Origin of the sequence: Streptomyces sp. NPDC051217, assembly GCF_044455465.1 — a bacterium.
Taxonomy (GTDB): Bacteria; Actinomycetota; Actinomycetes; order Streptomycetales; family Streptomycetaceae; genus Streptomyces.
Genome location: NZ_JBITEV010000012.1, coordinates 1 through 17,047 on the forward strand (window position 1 = coordinate 1; position 17,047 = coordinate 17,047).

A 17,047-nucleotide genomic window follows, 5' to 3' on the forward strand; every position below is an offset into this window, starting at 1 on the left:
ATCGCCAGACGCGTCGTCGCCACACACCACGGCACCATCACCGTCACCCCCTCACCGGCCGGTGCCCACTTCGTCCTCCGCCTCCCCCTCCACGACCACTGACTCGAACCGACCAGCACCGGACGGCGGAGATCAGCAGGAAGATGTCCGGCCCGGCGGCGCTGACGCGCGCGGGCGTGGTCCCGGCTCAGGGTCCTGCAATGGTGCTCCCGCACGGGCTTGTACAGCCCGTCCGCGACCGCCGGGCCGGTCAGAAAGATGCGGCGCCGCAGGTCCGATTCCTTGCCTGTCTATAGCATGAGCACATGAGCAACGATGTGATCGCGGCATGGGAACGCATCGAGTCCTGGCTGAGACTCCACTCTCCAACCACCCCGATAGTTCCCGGCGCCTCCAACGAGCTGATCGCCGGGGCTGAGGCCGAGCTCGGTTTCCACCTCCCGGTCGACCTTCGTACGCTGTGGCGGCGGTGCGCAGGGCCGGTCGGGCCGTTGACGCCCGAGGGCGAGGTACTGCTCGGAGTACGCCAGGCTCTGGAAGCCTACGACTTGCTGAATCACCCCGGGGTCTGGGAGACGGCATGGATCCCGTTCACCGCCGACGAACCTGACGACCCGTTCTGTGGGACTTTCATCGACGCCGCGACGGGGTTGATCGGGTCGTGGAACCGGCAGGATGTCTCCCACCTTTACGACGGAGGCAGCACCCTGACCGGGTACCTGACCGAGGTGGCCGACGAACTTCGAGCACTCCACTGACGGCGCCGAACGGATCCCGCCCGTTGAGGAACTGATCCTGCAACGGGCGGGACGGTAGTTGTCGGATTGCTGTTCTCGAGGTGTCAGCGGCGCGGCGGGCTGAGCTTTGCTGACTGACCCCATTCGGGGAAGCCGTTGGCCCACGCGTCGCAGATGACCTTCTCCGCAAGCCAGTTGCATCCGGCGGCCGTCAGGCCCGTCCAGACGTAGTAGCCGTCGGCGTCCAGCAGTCGGTTCGACGACGAGAACTGGCCGAACAGGCGCATCGCCCCGGAATTGACCTCCAGCGACATGGACGACCGCCCGCACTTGGCCTTCGTCCAGTCCGGTTCGGGATAACGCCCGTCGTCGCGGAGGTGCAGCGTGCCGTCGTCGTTCAGGCCCTCGTAGGTCTGCACGCACTCCTCACCGCTGTTAACGAGGTACGGGTTGGCGTTGCCGTCGGGCGTCTTGGGCATGCCACCGGACTCGTACGTGGCGTTGAAGGCGTACTCGTCACAGGACGGCTTGTCCTTCGGGGTTGGCTTGTCCGGCTTGGGCGTCAGCAAGTAGTCGAACTGGGCGGTCTTGTCGTGCGGGACGAAGCCCGTCGCGCCCGAGCGGCTGCAGATGACCTGACGGTTCTGCCGTTCGGACCGGTCGAAGCGATTGCGCTGCGGCTGACCATTCTTGGTCATCGGCAGGTAGTGCAGCGGACTGGTGTAGTCGCTTCCCGGATAGTCCGGCAGCTTGGCACCCATCAGTTCGGCGTGGACGGCGGCGGCGGGGTACCTGTGCGGATCGATCACCCAACCGGGGTTGTTGGCCGGGAACACGCATCCCGGTGGCATGTTGTAAATGTTCGCCGCGTCGCAGCGGGCTGCGAACGGCCCGTTCTCGAATTTGACGTTCTGCTGCTTGACTCCGTCCAGGCTGGTGTCGATCTGCATAAAGAAGTCGATCGGGAAGGAGCGCTGCCGGTCCTGGTCGTGCGGGCCCTTGCTGTCGAGGTCGTCGAGAGCGGTGTTCCACGTCATCACCGCAGTGCCGGTCTGCTCGTGGGGGTCCGTGGGGTAGGAGCCGTTCCAGGTCATCGGCCCGTCCCAGTCGAACGCGGGAGTGCCGGTGCACCCGAAGTCACAGGTCGGATCGAACTTCACCTTGATGCTGCCGACGACCGGCGGCTCACTCGGCAGCAACGGCACCGGGCTGAACCTCGCCCAGAACTTGATGTCCTTGGTCCTGACGTCGGTCAGCACCTGCGCCTCTATGTTGAAAACCGCCACACCCTTGAGCTGGGGCGGCTTGTCACTGGAAATCTCGATGGCACGGTAGGTGTACCGGTACCCCAGGCACGCCTCGGTCCGGGTGAAGCTGCCGTCGGCAGACGGGCCCGTCTGCGAGCAGTACGGGATGATCGGCGAAGGCGTCGTGTCTGTTCGGGGGGAAGCGCCGGGAGTCTCGGCGCGCTTGGATGCCTTGGAGCCGGGCTTGAGCACCTCCCGCAGTTCGATCTTCGAGCAGACCCGGGTGGTACCGGAGTCCTCGCACCGCTCCTTGCCCGCGCCCCGGGCGACTCTGCCGTCAGGCGTCTTGACGCTGTCCGCACGGGCGGGTTCCAGGATGACGGCGTCGGGGCTCCAGTCGGGGATCGGCTGGGTTCCCTCCACCTGCCGCCAGGTGCCGTCGCTCTTCTTCGGCTTGGGCAGAGCGATGTCGACAATGTGGTTCACCCGGCGCGGCCCGGTTCCCGCCCGGAACCCGTATGCGCGGACCTCGCCGATGTTGTCGGCGCGGTCGATGGTGGCCGCCTCGACGTAGTGCGAACCTTCGACTCCGGGAGTGACCTCGAACGCCGCGTTGCCGGCGGTGGCCGCGACCGACTGCCAGGTTTCCGCGAGCGGTGCGGAGGAGCGCAGCGTGTTCACGCCGTCGTCCAGCTCCTCCTCCTCGTCGAGGTCGGCGATGCCGTCCACTCGGTAGCGGACCTCGTGGGCGCCGCCATCGCCGGTCTCGACGTCGAACCGGCCTGGGGTGCCCGCTCCACCGCCCCACTGTCCTTCGGGGTAAGTGGTCGAAGACACCTTGGCAGGTGCGCCGGGGGCGGTGGTGTCGACGACGAATTGGGTCCAGGGGGACCAGTTGAGGTTGTAGTGGGTGCCGTCGGAGGCATTGGTGCGGAACTTGTACGTCCTGCCGTCCTGGAGCTGTCCGGCCGGAACGGCGACGCTGGCGGGTTTGCCCGGGTCGACGAAGGCGGACACGAGCAGGCCTTCACCGGCCGGGGTGGTGATGGGGGTGTCGGTGGCGGCGTCGTAGACCTGGAAGGTGCCGTTGACTTTGTCGCCGTCGGCGTCGGTGAAGGTGTCGCGCAGGATCGGGGTGGTGGTGTTGACCGCCCAGACACCCGCGTACGACTTGAACGGGGCGCCGGCCTGCCGGTCCGTGCCGTCCGAGGGGCGGTAGTTGTAGGTGACGGACAGTTTGGGCTGATTGGCCGTGTTGTTCGCGGAGTTGACGCGCTTCCACGCCTTGATGTCGTCGGTCGCGGCGCGCAGGCCCATGAAGCCGCGTGTCGCCTTCGCGGACGCCCAGGACTGGACGAGGGTGTCGACGTCGGCGTTGATCCAGCCGTCCGGCTGGGCGGCGCAGTCCGGGGAGCCCTTGGTTTCCGTGGAGGAGTGGTACTGCGCGTTCCAGGTGGGCTGCGCGGTCCAGCGTGAGGCGGTGGAGGGTGCGGTGGTGTCCCAGATGGTCCAGGACTGGGGGAGGCAGTCGGTGTTGCCGGAGTGGAAGTTCCACAGTGCCAGGTTGGTGTCGACGATCAGCGCGTCCTGGATCGGTGTGGTGTTCCAGGTGATGAAGGACCGGGCCGTACGGGGGGTGCCGTTGGCGTTGGTGGTGCCGGGGTTGCCGAGGTCGAGTTCGGTGTCGGTGGACCAGTCGACCGTCTCGCCCTGCTGCACGTAGGTGTCGAAGGTGTTCGACAGTGCGGAGGTGGAGGGGTCGACGGTGACCGGGTACTTCGTGTCCGGGTCGGCGAGGAACGCCGCCGAGGGGGTGACGACCAAGTTGACTTCGCCTGCGCCCCTGTCGATGACCTTCATGTCGACGCGGGCGCGGTTGGTGTGTTCGCCGGAGCGCTCGTCGACGGTCGCGTCCCACATGACGGGGGCGGGCATGGTGGCGCGCTCGGCGCCGGTCTTGGTGTCGGTGAAGGTGACCGAGCCGTCCTTGTTGGCCTGCGCTTTCAGGCCCTTGGCCTTGACCGGGAGGGTGTAGGTGTAGTCGCCGGTGGGCCGCTCGGCGATCTCGACGAACTGCTCGAAGCCGGTGCGGGTGGCCTCGACGATGACGTCGGCGCCGGGCACGGCGTTGTTGTAGCGGGCGCGGGTGCCGTCCAGTTCGGGCCGCGGCAGACCGCCCTTCCACTGGAGAGTCACCTGGCTGTCGCCGCTGCCCAGGGTGACGAGATCACGGGCGGTGTCGCCCTGCGCGGCACGCAGCGACTTCGGCAGCCGGCCGCCCTTGCCGCCCAGGCGCAGGCCGTTGGGGTGGGCCTTGGCGACGACGCTTCCGTCGGCGGCTTCGGTGAGGGTCGCGTCGGCCTTCCGCCACGTGCCGTTCTTCCAGACCCGTTCGGGACCGGCGGTGAGCTCGGTGGTCAGGGTGCCGTCCGGGTTGGCGACGGTGTACGCCGTCGGGGTCGTCTCGTCGGTGACGACGGTCTTCTTCCCGGTCTTCTCCGCCTCGGTGATCGCCCACGCCTTGGAGCCCTTGGCGTGCTTGGCGGCCCAGGCCATGTCGGAGGCGAGGATGTCGGCTTTCGACGGCTGGATCACCTTCGGGGGGCCGGGTTCCGGCGCGGGCGCCGCGCCGGCCGGCATCGAGGCCCCGGCTATGAGCGCGGTCTCGACGACCAGGAGCAGCGCGGCCGCGGCCGCGAAGCGTGCCCGGCGCCTTGGTGCTTGATGTCTGTGTGAAGACACGGAAGCGTGTGTCCTTCCCTGTAGAGAAATGCGACACGTGTACGAGCTGCGTGTCACGAGCACACGACGCTACGCAGAAGAACGTGGCAGGCGCAGGCAGTTATCGGCCGTGGCTCACACGCGCCCCAGCGGACCGCTGGGATAAGGCGGGATCCTGCCTCCAAACGCGTTAATGATCACAGCAGCCGTCCGACGACGGAGTGGGAGATCGACACGATCGCAGCCCCGTCGCTCACGGCAGCCGAGTTCGCGGCGATCACGGCCGTTTGCCGTGCCGCAGCGAAGGAGGGCAGCTCGCCACTGCGTATGCGGCGGATCTCGCCTACCCCATTGCTCGCCATGCCGTGTCGAGCTTGGCGTCGAGGACTGCGAGATCGGGATGGGCGCGGAGCCTGGCCGTCATCAGCTCGCGCATCTCGCCGGTGTACGCAGTGGTCAGCACTTCCTCTGTCACGGCGAGCGTATGGGCCAAGCACGCGGTCAGTTCGGGACTCAGCCCGTCGGTGTGGAGGACCGGACCGGGTACGACCGGTCGAAGTTCAAGCACTGGACCGACGCCGACAGGAACTCGTGCAACACCCGGCAGAGGTGCTGATCGCGGAATCCAGCGTCACACCGACCGTCGAGGCCGGCTGCCGGGTCACGGCCGGCCAGTGGTACTCCTACTACGACGGCGTCATCGTCACCGTCCCGGGCAAGCTGGACGTCGACCACATGGTGCCGCTCGCCGAGGCCCGGGACGAGGGCGCCAACGACTGGACCCCGCAACGCCGCGAGACGTACGCCAACGAGATCAGCGTCGAACGCTCGCTAGTGGCCGTCACCGCCAAGACCAACCGGTCCAAGAGCGACCAGGACCCGGCCGAGTGGCTGCCGCCGCTCGCCGACGCCCACTGCCAGTACGCCGCCGACTGGGTCGCCACCAAACTCCGCTGGGATCTCACGGCCGACACCGCCGAAATCAACGCACTGCGCGACATCGCCGCAGGCTGCGGCCACCAGAGTGTGGAATACGAACCCGCCGCGTAACCACCGGCGAACCGGTGTGGCCCGGCCGGTCGACGACCGGCGGGGCCACACCGTTGCACGGCGTCCTGATCAGGGCGGACAGCGACGTCCGGCTCCGCGTCAGGGCCGATGCTTATGGCGGTCGAGCAGATCAGTCACCGATGAAGTGCAGATAGCCTGTCCGGTGGATGGCCTGTTTCGCGCCGTCGATCCCCTGCTGCACGACGGGATTCTGTTCGTTCTCGGGTAGGGATTCCAGCTCTTTCACCAGTCGGCGCAACTGGATGGAGTTGAAGAGGGCTTCCCCGTATTTGTTCACGCCGTTGAGCAGACTCTCTTCGGGCGCCGACTCGCAGACGCCCATGAAGGAAGCTTCCTTGTCATCCGTGAAGGCACTCAACCTTCCGCGCCACAGGTCCTCCACGTAGATACCGAGTCCCATATCTCCCTCTTGCGGATCAGTGCGGGTACATGGTCACGACGTCGCCCCCGGCGTTGATCACCAGCGTGACGTACTGCGCGGGCAGTGGGTGGTGGACTGGCCGAGACCATCCCCGCCGGCCCGGGGAGCAGGACGAGGTCGACGGCATCGTGATCGGCAGCGCGGGACCATCCCCGCGGGGGCGGGGATGGCCCCACCTGTCGCCGGAGTCCGCGTCGAACGTCACGGCCCGGGTGTGTTCGGTGAGTTCGGGCGCGACCGTGGCGAGGATGGTTTGCCAGTGGGCGAGGGCGCTGACGCCAGCGGCCGGGGTGGTCAGACCGCGCTCGGTCATCATCATGCTGATGGCGGCGTCGAGCCCGAGCGGTGCGCGGCCGTCCCGCGCCACCGGCCGGGTCCGCCGCCTGTTCTTTGCCCGGCCAGCACCGTTCTTCTTCGCCGCTTTTTGGGCGGCGATCAGCGCCTGGCGCGCGAGGTCGACTCCGCTCAGCCCGGTCGTCACGCGACCACCGCCCCCGGTCGTATTGCCGTCAAAGGGCCGGTCGGCAAGGCCCGCCAGTCCTTGCGTCCACGGCACGCTCCCTCGAGTCTGGACACCGCCCGGCGCCTGCGTGAGCAACTGCTGAGTGACTGTTTCTGAGCCGTTCATGACATGACGAGGTCGTGGGTTCCGGTGTTTGCCCAGCCCAGAATTCGAACGGAGGGGCTGTGTGAGGAGATGGCCCCGGGGCGCAATCTCTGATCCCGGCCGCAAACTAACTGCAGGGCATCTTCGGGGCGTTCACATCTGGCAGTCCGAGGTTAGACGGTTGGTCCGGCCTTGACTTTGAGTGCACTCCAACTGCCAGCATCGGGCAACGACGGAAAAGGAGTGCAGATGGAGACTCGTCAGCTAGGCAGCTCGGGGCCGGCCGTGTCCCGGTTCGCGTTCGGGGCGATGACGTTCGGTGGTGACACGGATGAGGCCTCGGCCCACGAGATGCTTGATGTGTACGTGGATGCAGGCGGCACGCTGATCGATACGGCCGACAATTATGGGAGCGGCACGTCGGAGCGCGTCGTTGGCCGATGGCTGAGATCCCGGCCAGGTGTTCGCGAGCGTGTCCTACTCGCGACCAAGGGCCGCTTCGGATACCCAGGCGCGAGCCTGACACCGGCGTACCTGCGCAGCGCGATAGACGCCAGCCTCTCCCGGCTCGGCGTCGACCACGTCGACCTCTACCAGTTGCATGGCCCGGACGACGAGCACCGGGTCGACGAGATCGTCGAGTTCCTCGCCGAGATCGTTACCGCGGGCAAGGCCCGCCACGTCGGCGTCAGCAACTTTCCTGGGTGGCAGGTCGCCAAGCTCGCACGGCTACTGGCGGAGCAGGGCGGCCCGCCGCTGGTCTCCCAGCAGATCCAGTACAACCTGCTCGCCCGGGCGGTCGAGTGGGAGGTCATTCCGGCCGGTGTGGACGCGGGCCTGGGAACACTGCTGTATGGCCCGCTGGCCCAGGGGTGGCTCACTGGGAAGTACCGACGCGACCAGCAGCCACCGGCCGGCACACGGGTTGCCCAAGCCGGAGAACAGACGAGTGAAGCGTGGCACCGAAGGAACACCGAGGACGTCTGGTCGATCATCGAGGTGCTCCGCGATGTCGCGCACGCGCACGGCGTGACGCCCGGCCAGGCAGCCCTGGCGTGGGTCGCCGACCGCCCGGGTTCCTCCGCGCCGATCGTTGGCGCGCGTACCATCGCGCAGTTGCGCGAGTCGCTTGCCGCGGCCGCGCTGCACCTTGACGAGAAGTCGGTTACCCGACTTACCGAAGTCAGCGCGCCGCTGACGCCGAACTACCCGTACCAGATGGTCGAACGGATCGCTGGTTGGCACGGCTGATTCCGCCGCGGATTCGTAACCTGGGGCCAGGGATTCGCTTAGCTCCTCCTCCTGCGGCGTCGTGATGGTCGTCATGCGCTCGCCAGCTCGGCGGCGGTCTGTTCATCGTGTTCGCGCAGCATCCTCGCCGACGTCGTAGAAGCGGGTCTTGCCATCGATGTCGGTGTACCTCTTCCGCACCTTCATGGCATCCATCACCAGCCGCCCTGCGGCTGGTGTCTGAGCTGGGACTCCGGGCCGAGATCGGCTGGTCGGCTGCTGCCGGGCGGGCTTCGCTTGCGGATTGGGCGACGAACCCGTCGTAGTGGTGTGAGAATTGAGCCGGTGTGAGGGCCCGGTGACCTCTGGGTGGGACTGCTGACCGTCAGTGCCGGGAGGATCAGTCGCGTTGCGCTTCGCGGGAGGCTGGCTGACCGCTCCTGCGGGCCGTTCGGCTGGTGATTCGCCTGGTCATGAGGGTGATCGCGGCCCAGGTGATCAGTGATTCCGAGTGCTGGATGAGCCGTTCGTAGTCCCGTGCGTGTCGGCGGGCGTGCATGATCCGGGCCAGGGATCGCTCGACGACCCAGCGGCGGGGCAGGATGACGAAGCCGGGGGTGTTCTTCGGCCGGGAGACGGTCTTGAGGGTGAGCCCGAGGTGTCTCTTCGCCCAGGTTACGAGCTGTCCGGCATAGCCGGAGTCGGCCCAGGCGATGGTGATTTCGGGGTGCATCAGTCGCAGGCGGAACAGGACTTCCTTGGCTGCTTCGCGGTCGGTTATGTCGGCGGGGGTGACCATGACGGAAAGGGGCAGGCCCTTGGTGTCCACAACCAGGTGCCGCTTGCTGCCATTATCTTGAGCCATCGCGATGAGGATGGGCTGGACCAGGGACGATGCGATGTGGACAGCGTCCTCGACGCGGGGTGCTGGGGACTCTTGCGGCTGCGGAAAGTGCCTCGCCCGGCGTGTCGCTCGCTCCTGATGGTCAGCTGGACGATGTCTCGACTGTCGTTTTGACGGAATGGTGTCGGAGCCGGGCGGCTATGAGTTCCATCTCGACGAGCGTCCCCACGAGGCCGGTAGCCCTCAACTCCGCTGCCATAGACCGCGCTTGTGTCGGTGACAGGCTGTGCACCTCTCGAAGAGCGCGAAGGACGGGCACTGTACTCGCCTCGGGCTCTGTCAGGCGGAGCCTGACAGGTCCATGTTCTGCCAAGAGGACCTGGCGGATCTCCTCCGGAGTCGCGTCGCCGCTGTCTTGCTCGCACCAGGCGACGGGGCAGGACAGGCAGTGCCCTTCGGTTCCCCACCACAGGCGTCCGCGCTCGATGAACTGGCCGGTGTCGAGTATCAGCACGCCGCTGCATACCTCGCATCGCGCTGTGATCTTCGCACCCTGGGTTATCACCGTGCTCCTCAACATCGGACCTCGCCCCGGATGGTGCCGTAACAGCTCTCCGTTCGTCGAGTTCATATCCTCGCCGAGCTCCTCGGCAGCCGGAACAGTGCGGTCGCGATACTGGGGCACCAGCTTGTCAGCATGGGCCGATGGCCCTTGGAGCCGGTGGCTTCGCGGTGGCACGGATGCCGCAGACGTCGGCCGTCCGGCGTTCACCCAGCGCCAGGGCCAGGGCTTGCCTGAGCTCACGGTTCTCCGCCTCCAGCTGCCGGTTGCGCTCGGTGGCTGCCTCCAAGCGTCGCAGAAGGGAGGCATCGGAGGCCCGTTGCCGGTCGGGAACCTGCCGTGCGGCGGGGATCTGCCAGTGGCGAGCGCGAAGCCGCTCGATCTCGGCTCTGAGGTCCTGCTGGTTGTATAGCCAGGACCGGGAGACGCCCGCTTCGCGGGCGACGGTCTCGAAGGTGTCACGGTGCCGGTGGCGTCCATCCGCCGCAGAGCGGAGACCGCGCGTCGGCGGGTCGCCGTGGCTCTCCGATGGGCCGCGGCGACGATCAGATGGGAGTTGTCAGCCGGCATTCTCGTCCTCCTGGCTGTCTTCCAGCTCGCCGATCATGCGGTCGAGGTTGTCGGCGACCTGCTGGTTCATCTCGGTCATGCGGGTGTGGCCGCAGCTCTTGGCGTTGTCGATCAGCGTCAGGGTGCGTGTGTGTTGTTCTCGGAGTTCGGGCAGGAACTCGGGCCCGGTGATGAAGACCGGGCAGGTCAGGCAGGCATTGGCGTGTGGGCAGGTCTTCTGAACGGGCGTCCGCAATAGCCGTTGGGGAGGGTCTGGGTGGCGATGCCGTAGCGGGTCTTGGCCCACTGGGCCTGGCCGAGGGGCCCGTCGGAGTCGAGGGAGACTCGCTCGCCGTTGATGTTGACCTTGGTCGCCTGTTCCCAGTGCCGCCGCACCGTCTGATCGGTGATCTTGGCGTAGTGCGAGGTCATCCTGTGTGAGTCGTGATCCAGGAGGACCCGGACGACCTCCTGGGGGACGTCCCGGTTGATGAGGCGGCAGGCGAAGGTGTGACGCCATTGATGGGGCGTCAGGTGTACTGGGCGGCCGAGCTCGTCTCGGACCTCGCAGGTCTCCAGCCAGCGGCCCAGTTTCCTTCGGTAGGTGCCGTCCGCCAGCGGTAGGTTGCCGGAGACGTTGGCGCGGGGCCGGGGGAACAAGCAGGTTGTCCCGTCCGGCCATCGCTCCAGGACTTGGCGTTGTTGTTCATCGATGGCCGCTTCGAGTTCCTCGTCGATGGGGACGGCTGCCTCGCGTCTCATCTTGGTGTTGAAGTAGCGCAGGTAGGGGGCGCCTTGACCGTCGTGGAGGAGACAGTCGAAGCCGAGGGCAAGGGCACTGGAGATCCGCAGTCCGCACTGGGTGAGGATGAGCGTGACCAGCCGGCCGGCAGGGTCGGGCCAGCGATCGAGGTTGGCAGGTGCCTCGATCTGGGCCATGACGTACTCGGCGAGGCGGCGGTCGACTTGTTCGGGGACCGGCGGAACATCGCCGACGTAGAAGGCCGCGGTGCCGGGCAGTGTGTGGTCCCACTCGTACTGCCGGATGTTCTGGAAGAACAGGTTGAGTGCGCCGATCCGTGTCTTCTTCATGCCGTGGCCGCCGGGCTGTGACATCACGTGGGCGAGGTAGCGCTCCAGCAGAGGGCGATCGACGTCGGCAAGGGCATCGACGCCAGCTAGCCGGAGGAAGTCGCCGAAACAGATCAGCGCGTCGACCCCGGCTCGGGCCGCGCCAATGCTCAATCCGGACGTCAGTCGCAGCCTCGTCCAGCGTTTGCCCAGGTCCCGCAGCCGGGGCTGGGGAATGTGGTCGAACCGCAGCCGGGCCCGCGGGCAGGGGCGCCCGGCAGGGACGGCGATGCCGGGCAGCTTGTCCAGCCGCCACACATCCCTGGGGTATTCGATCTCCCAGCCGATCCCGTCTCGCAGGGCTTCCAGCGCGTCACGAGCATCGAGCAGGAACAGCGCCGACTCGTCGGCCTGGGGACCGGTGCTCTGGCGCCACTGTTGTTCCGACAAGTCCAACAACGAGGTGATCTCAAGGGACTTGACGAGCCGGACGGCGGGCATGACCAGGCGCGGGGCAGCGGTGCGGGAGCGGGCGTCACATCGGCATTGCAGAGCGTACTGGATCTCCAGTTTCACCTGTGGGACCAGATCTCGGAGATCGATGCTGGCGGTTCCGACGAGTTCGCAGTCGGCGATGAAGCGATCGAGGGCGGGGCGGCCGTGACGATGCCACCGGTCATCGTGGCCCGTGCAGAACAGCTTTGTCGGGTTGATAACCCAGAGGTCACAGAAAGGGAGTTGGCACTTGGCCGCTGCGGCGTTACTCGAGGTCAGGTCGGGTGCGTCCCAGGCCGCCAGGTCGGGCCGGCCAGCCCGGTTCCACCGGTCGCGGTGCTTGGGACACAGACCGTTCCTGGCAGCACGTCCGTAGCGGCAGCCGACGATGGTGCAGGCGGCCAGCGCCATCCGGCCACGGACCGGTGGACCGGGATCGGCGAGGAACTCCGTCATCGACGGATGCCCGCGCTTGCGGAACCGGATGGCGTGGGCATTGCAGAGTCCGCGCCGGATCGAGGCCTCCGTGCGGTCGCAGTCCTCGACCGCACATTCGTCGGCGATGAAGACGGGGTCGTCCGGGGCGGGGACGTAGATCTCGGTGCGGAACTCCGGCCGGACGACGGCCATCAGCTGCTTCAGCAGTCCGGGCCGGGCCAACACCTTCTCGACGGCGGTCACAGCTGGACCTCCCGGCCGGTGAACCAGCCCGCTGCCTCCAGCGTCCGCCGGGCATCTTCGACGGTGAGGTGACCATACGTATCGATCGTCGTGGAGATCGACGCGTGTCCGAGGCACTCCTTCACCGTCTCCATCCCGGCGCCCCGACGCAGCGGCCAGGTGGCGTAGGTATGGCGGTATTGGTGAGGTTCGAACGTGATGCCCGTGGACTTCCGTAACCGCTTGACCAGGTCATAGACGGCTGGGTAGCCCCAGGGACGGCCGTGCGGCTCGGCGAAGAGATTCACGAAGACGTAGTCGGAGTCCAGGGCGCCGTACTCGCGGTGCAGGTAGTCGGAGTACAGACGCACCAACTCCGCGCTCGCCGGAATCGTGCGGGACCGGCCGGCCTTCGCGCGGGCCCGGTTGTCGTTGTGCCGTGGCACCACGGCCACTTGCCGCTCAGCGATCGCGATGTCGTCGTGCCGCAGCCCCAGGGCCTCGCCGATACGGACCCCGGTGTCCAGGAGGAGCGCGAACAGCAGCCGGTCCCGGAGATGCTCGCAGCCGTCCAGGATCGTCTGGGCCTGGCTGGCGGTCAGGACGCGGGGACGTTTCCGGTCGGCTTTGAGGCTGATGGTGCGGGTTCGCTCGGGCTTGCCGGAGGCGATGTGCTGCAGGAACGGCTTGTAGGAGGTAGCCGCCGCCCGGTGGGGTCCTGCCGGGCACATCGTCACCAGCAGCTCGGCGAGTTCGACGCCGCTGCGGGCGTGGAACTCGTAGAACGTGGTGACCGCGGCGAGCTTGCGGTTCACGCTCGACGCAGTGCAGTGATGCGCGACCGTCGGCAGCACCGCCACCTTCCCGCTTCGGGCCAGCGGCGGCAGCCGTAGCCAGGCCACGAACCCGGCCACCGCCTCCAGATCCACTGCCTTCCAACCCAGGCTGCGGCCGTCGAGGTAGCTCCACCAGTCCTTCAGATCGTGGGCGTACGCCTTGACGGTGTTCGGCCACCGCTCGATCGCCGATAGGTACGACAGAAACGACTCCACCGGAGCGACCGTCCGCATGTCGTCTCCCAACAGCGTCCACGACTCCGCCATCGAGTCGGGCGCCAGCACTCGTTGTACGCGCATCGCACCTCCAGTTCGTCCGTGATGGATGACGGCAGATAACCGCATCCACGACGCGAACTGGCGGACCTTCAGGGTTCCTTGGACACATCAAGGACAGGCCGGTAACGGCTCAAGATAACGGCCGTTGATTTTCTTCGCGCCGTCGTAGCCTCTGGTTTCGCGGGTGACGGTCGATGCGCCTTTGACCGACTGCGAGTCGATAATCAGTGTCACCGGGCGGGGGCACCGGCCCTTGTTGGTACGGATCCGTCGCCGGAGCTGGTCGCGGATGAAGGTGACCAGACCGGCGCGGTTCCAGCGCCAGAAGAACCCGTAGACGGTTTCCCAGGGCGGGAAATCCGCAGGCAGGGCCCTCCATTTGCCGCCGTTGTCGACGATGTAGCGGATCGCGTCGATGATGTCGCGCCGGTGCCACTTCTCGGGCCGGCTCCGCCGGTCTTGGTCTCGCGGGCCGGGACCGGCAGCAGGGGTTCGAGCAGGGCCCATTCGGCGACGGAGGTGTCGGACGGGTAGAAACTGCGGCGACAGCGTGGGACGACGGGCATGAAGGGCTCAACAGGGGGGTCGCGGGCCTATTTGGTGAGTTGGGCGAGGGTGGCCCGGACGCCGGTGAGCTGGGCGGAGGCCAGCTGGGCCCACTCATCGTCCGGGTAGCGGGCCAGGTGCGGATCGAGTGTCCCCGTGATCATCCGGGTGAGCCGACCGAGGATCTGCCGGAACTGCTTCTTCTCGTATTCGATCCAGTCCGCGGGGTCGTCGGAGAACTTGTATCCGTCCCTGTGCCGCCAGATGACGGGGGTGAGGTGTTCGGCGGCACCGACGTCTCTCAGATGCCTGATCCCCCTGGCGACCTGGGACTTTGTCAGCCGGGTCGCGGATATGAGCTGGCGGGTGTGCAGGCCGGCGGGCCGTGCTTCCATCAGTGAGACACGGACCAGGTCGCCGTAGTGCTCGCTCAGCGGTCGTGCCTCGCCGCGGCGGGGCATGGCCTACTCGCCTTTGAGGAGCTGGGCCAGCTGCTCGTCGAGGGTGAACTCGCCGTTGTCGACAGCGGCTTCGAGCCAGTCGGCCGCGGCGCGGACCTTGGAGATCCCACGCCGGACGGTCTCGCGTTCGTCTTCGGTGAACTCCTGCCCGCGCAGGCGGGGAACGAGCCGTCCCAGGCTCGCCACGTAGCTGTGGCACGACCCGATCAGGTCGAGGTACTCGATGGTGTGCTCGATCTTGCGAACTGCCGGGGTTCGTTCCCGGATGGTGTCCCTGACCTGTGCGGAGTTGTCGAACTGGGCCCGGTTGACCAGGAACCGGGCGGTGTCGTCGCGCATCGTTTCCCGCGCGACGGCCGGACGCCGCAGCAGATGGGTGGTCACCGTCTTGGCGACGTCGTCATCCCGGGTCAGTTCCTGGACCACGCGGACCCGGTCCTCCTGGGCGACGTGGGAGGCCGCCGCCGGGCGTCGCATTAGATCCGCGGTCACCCGCGAGGCGACCTCGTCATCCCTCGTCAGGTCGGTGACCGCCTGGACCTTCTCCTCCAACGAGAACGGCCGGTCCACCCGCTGCCCGACCAGGCGTTTCGCCCCGTCGTTTGTCCACCGGCGTTCACCGGTCCGCTGGTTGAAGGGAGGATCGCCGATCTGGGCCACCGGTCGTCGTCCTCCGGGATCGAGGACAGGATGCGGTGGACGCTGAACGCGACGTCGTCCTTGCGCCTGTCGGCCGGCCAGCGCGAGGCGACCCACCGCCAGTCCTTGACCGTCGACGGCGCGACCCCGATGTCGTCGGCGAAGATCGCCAGTGACTCCTCGACCGTGAACAGGTCCTCGGTGCCGTTCGGCATCGACCCGCCGACCGGCCGCATCGGCTCGATCTCCAATGCTCTGTCACCCAGGGCGAACTGGGCCCCGCGCGACCTGCGCGATCAGTTCACGGGCTTCGGCGACGATCTGTTCGTAACGCGTCCGGGTGACGTTTCCGACCCGCTCCGACATGATGCCCACCACCTCACCCCGGGCCGGACCGGTCACCTTGAAGTGATCGAACATCAGATTCCGGCCCAGGTCGCTTCCACCGTGACGCGGACCCGACATAACGAGGCAGGGCGTGAACCGAAGGCGCTCGAAGCACTCACCACCCGCCCCGAATGCGCGTGAACAACAGACGTGGCGCGTGGTGTCGGCGTGGCGTTCGATTAAGACGTCGTTTCTTATGGCTTGATCGTTCGTTGAACCGTGCATGACGGACTTGGTTGAGCGGTTGGTGCCGGATGTGTTGTGGGTGTTGTTTCGTCGGGTGGTGGCGCCGACGGGGGTGATACGTCCCCAGGGTGGTGGCCGGGTTCGGGCGGGTGATCGTGAGGTGCTGGCGGCGATCTTGTTCGTGGCCACGTCGGGTTGCACGTGGCGGCAGTTGCCGTCGGTGTTCGGGCCGGCCTGGCCCACGGTCTGCCGGCGGTTCGCGCAGTGGTCGGAAGCGGGGGTGTGGGCGCGGGTGCACCGTGTTGTCCTTGATGAGCTCGGTGCCCGCGGTGAGCTGGACTGGTCGCGGTGCGCGATCGGTTCCGTCAGTGTCCGGGCGGCGAAAGGGGGTTGTTGACGGGACCGAATCCGACCGGCCGTGGCAAGTCGGGATCGAAGATCCACCTGATTACCGGCCGGAACGGTCTTCCGCTGTCGCTGGGGATTTCCGGCGCGAACATGCACGACAGCCAGGGCCTTAAGCCGCTCGTGCGCGGTATTCCGCCCATCCGCTCCCGGCGTGGCCCCCGCCGTCGGCGGCCCGGCAGACTGCGTGCCGGCAAGGGCTACGGCTACAACCACCTGCGCCGATGGCTCCGCAGTCGCGGTATCACCCACCGCATCGCCCGCAAAGGTGTCGAGAGTTCGCAGCGGCTGGGCCGCCACCGATGGGTCGTCGAACGGACCGTCTCGTGGCCGGCCGGCTGCCGACGCCTCCACCGCCGCTACGAACGCAAAGCCGAACACTTCCTCGCCATCGCAGCCACACGCAGCTGCCACCGCCGCCTCACCAAATGAAACAACGTCTAAGCGCTCGCCGACGGTAGCGTCGGGCACGTTGAGGTCTTTCAGGATGAGCGTGTAGGAGCCCTTTTCCTCGGGAGACCTCGACGTCTATCCCGGGACCGCCGCGCCAGCTACACCCTCATTCGGTGAACAGCCGTTCCAGGCCGCGACTACACCCCCAGTCCGAGGGAGTAGGTCATCTGTCGAGGGTCCCGCGATTACGACCGGTGGCGGAAGCTGATGCGCATCAGCCGGCTGTCGGCCCAATCTTCGAGCCGTGTCGGCCGGATGGTGCCGGGGTCGTGAGGCTGATTGAGATCCGCGACGATCTCCGCCAGCACGGCCTGACGTTCGGCTGGACCGGTGACCAGCGTGGCCCGTGCGGGCAGATCTGCACGGATCCCGTTCTTGAGGTGGAAGGTGAAGTTGGGATTGGCGAGAAGGTTCGCACGCCAGTCGGTCGCGGCCCCGCTGGCGCCGCTACACAGGTAGGTTGTGCCAGCGGCTCGGTAGAAGAAGATCTCGATGCGGCGTGGTCGGCCGGTGCGGCGCCCCAGCGTCGTGATGTCGATGACCCGTTCTCTGGTGCCCGCAGCAGGTGTGATCTCGATGGCTCGCCGGATGGGATCGGGCAGATGGGACAAAGACGCGTCCCGTACGGAGTCGTTCGATC

13 protein-coding genes and 5 pseudogenes are annotated in these 17,047 nt (G+C 67.2%); 5 read left to right on the top strand and 13 right to left on the bottom strand.

From position 1 onward, the window contains the following. The first annotated feature begins 305 nt into the window (after positions 1-305). Positions 306-758: an SMI1/KNR4 family protein gene (locus ACIBBB_RS25000; RefSeq protein WP_398985608.1), complete on the top strand. Its 453-nt coding sequence runs from the start codon at positions 306-308 to the stop codon at positions 756-758. Positions 759-841: 83 nt separating this feature from the next. Here the strand turns inward: ACIBBB_RS25000 and ACIBBB_RS25005 are convergent, their stop codons facing one another. After that, positions 842-4,726, bottom strand: a complete 3,885-nt coding sequence (locus tag ACIBBB_RS25005) for a DNRLRE domain-containing protein (protein WP_398985610.1) — start codon at positions 4,724-4,726, stop codon at positions 842-844. A 322-nt stretch (positions 4,727-5,048) separates the two neighbouring features. Continuing rightward, entirely contained in the window at positions 5,049-5,180 is a 132-nt protein-coding gene (locus ACIBBB_RS25010; RefSeq protein ID WP_398985612.1) for a hypothetical protein, read from the bottom strand. A gap of 42 nt (positions 5,181-5,222) precedes the next feature. Between ACIBBB_RS25010 and ACIBBB_RS25015 the strand changes: the two are divergent. After that, positions 5,223-5,755, top strand: a pseudogene (locus ACIBBB_RS25015) (HNH endonuclease family protein); the annotation flags it as partial. A gap of 130 nt (positions 5,756-5,885) precedes the next feature. On the opposite strand, the gene ACIBBB_RS25020 reads toward ACIBBB_RS25015, so the two are convergent. Together ACIBBB_RS25020 and ACIBBB_RS25025 are read right to left on the bottom strand one after the other, a co-directional pair. Beyond that, entirely contained in the window at positions 5,886-6,176 is a 291-nt protein-coding gene (locus ACIBBB_RS25020) for a hypothetical protein (RefSeq protein WP_398985614.1), read from the bottom strand. A 16-nt stretch (positions 6,177-6,192) separates the two neighbouring features. Beyond that, positions 6,193-6,678 (bottom strand): hypothetical protein, encoded by a 486-nt coding sequence (locus tag ACIBBB_RS25025; RefSeq protein WP_398985616.1) that lies wholly within the window; start codon positions 6,676-6,678, stop codon positions 6,193-6,195. Positions 6,679-7,053: 375 nt separating this feature from the next. Between ACIBBB_RS25025 and ACIBBB_RS25030 the strand changes: the two genes are divergently transcribed. Next, positions 7,054-8,055 (top strand): aldo/keto reductase, encoded by a 1,002-nt coding sequence (locus ACIBBB_RS25030; protein WP_398985618.1) that lies wholly within the window; start codon positions 7,054-7,056, stop codon positions 8,053-8,055. 436 nt (positions 8,056-8,491) lie between these two features. Here the strand turns inward: ACIBBB_RS25030 and ACIBBB_RS25035 are convergent. The 8 genes and pseudogenes from ACIBBB_RS25035 to ACIBBB_RS25070 all read right to left on the bottom strand — a co-directional run. Beyond that, a pseudogene (locus tag ACIBBB_RS25035) lies at positions 8,492-8,887 on the bottom strand (transposase); the annotation flags it as partial. A gap of 683 nt (positions 8,888-9,570) precedes the next feature. Further along, positions 9,571-9,885, bottom strand: a pseudogene (locus ACIBBB_RS25040) (DUF6262 family protein); the annotation flags it as partial. A gap of 114 nt (positions 9,886-9,999) precedes the next feature. Continuing rightward, positions 10,000-10,245: a hypothetical protein gene (locus ACIBBB_RS25045; protein ID WP_398985620.1), complete on the bottom strand. Its 246-nt coding sequence runs from the start codon at positions 10,243-10,245 to the stop codon at positions 10,000-10,002. Next, a complete protein-coding gene (locus ACIBBB_RS25050) occupies positions 10,197-12,236 on the bottom strand; it encodes a tyrosine-type recombinase/integrase (protein WP_398985622.1) in 2,040 nt (679 codons plus the stop codon). Before ACIBBB_RS25050 ends, ACIBBB_RS25045 begins: the two co-directional genes overlap by 49 nt. Then, on the bottom strand, positions 12,233-13,351 hold the full coding sequence (locus ACIBBB_RS25055) for a tyrosine-type recombinase/integrase (protein WP_398985624.1): 1,119 nt from the start codon (positions 13,349-13,351) through the stop codon (positions 12,233-12,235). Before ACIBBB_RS25055 ends, ACIBBB_RS25050 begins: the two co-directional genes overlap by 4 nt. 117 nt (positions 13,352-13,468) lie before the next feature. Then, positions 13,469-13,896, bottom strand: a pseudogene (locus tag ACIBBB_RS25060) (transposase); the annotation flags it as partial. Between the two features lie 27 nt (positions 13,897-13,923). Further along, entirely contained in the window at positions 13,924-14,337 is a 414-nt protein-coding gene (locus ACIBBB_RS25065; protein ID WP_398985626.1) for a hypothetical protein, read from the bottom strand. A gap of 3 nt (positions 14,338-14,340) precedes the next feature. Continuing rightward, positions 14,341-15,143 (bottom strand): annotated as a pseudogene (locus ACIBBB_RS25070) (DUF6192 family protein). Between ACIBBB_RS25070 and ACIBBB_RS25075 the strand changes: the two are divergent. Together ACIBBB_RS25075 and ACIBBB_RS25080 are read left to right on the top strand one after the other, a co-directional pair. Next, positions 15,028-15,504, top strand: a complete 477-nt coding sequence (locus ACIBBB_RS25075; RefSeq protein ID WP_398985949.1) for a hypothetical protein — start codon at positions 15,028-15,030, stop codon at positions 15,502-15,504. The pseudogene ACIBBB_RS25070 and the gene ACIBBB_RS25075 overlap by 116 nt on opposite strands. An 82-nt stretch (positions 15,505-15,586) precedes the next feature. Continuing rightward, positions 15,587-16,386 (top strand): IS5 family transposase gene (locus ACIBBB_RS25080; RefSeq protein WP_398985628.1). Its coding sequence is split into 2 segments (ribosomal slippage): positions 15,587-15,934 and positions 15,937-16,386, totalling 798 coding nucleotides; the frame shifts between segments, so codons are not numbered across the junction. Positions 16,387-16,592: 206 nt separating this feature from the next. Here ACIBBB_RS25080 and ACIBBB_RS25085 read toward each other — a convergent pair. Next, a complete protein-coding gene (locus ACIBBB_RS25085) occupies positions 16,593-17,018 on the bottom strand; it encodes a nitroreductase/quinone reductase family protein (RefSeq protein WP_398985630.1) in 426 nt (141 codons plus the stop codon). Positions 17,019-17,047 lie beyond the last annotated feature (29 nt).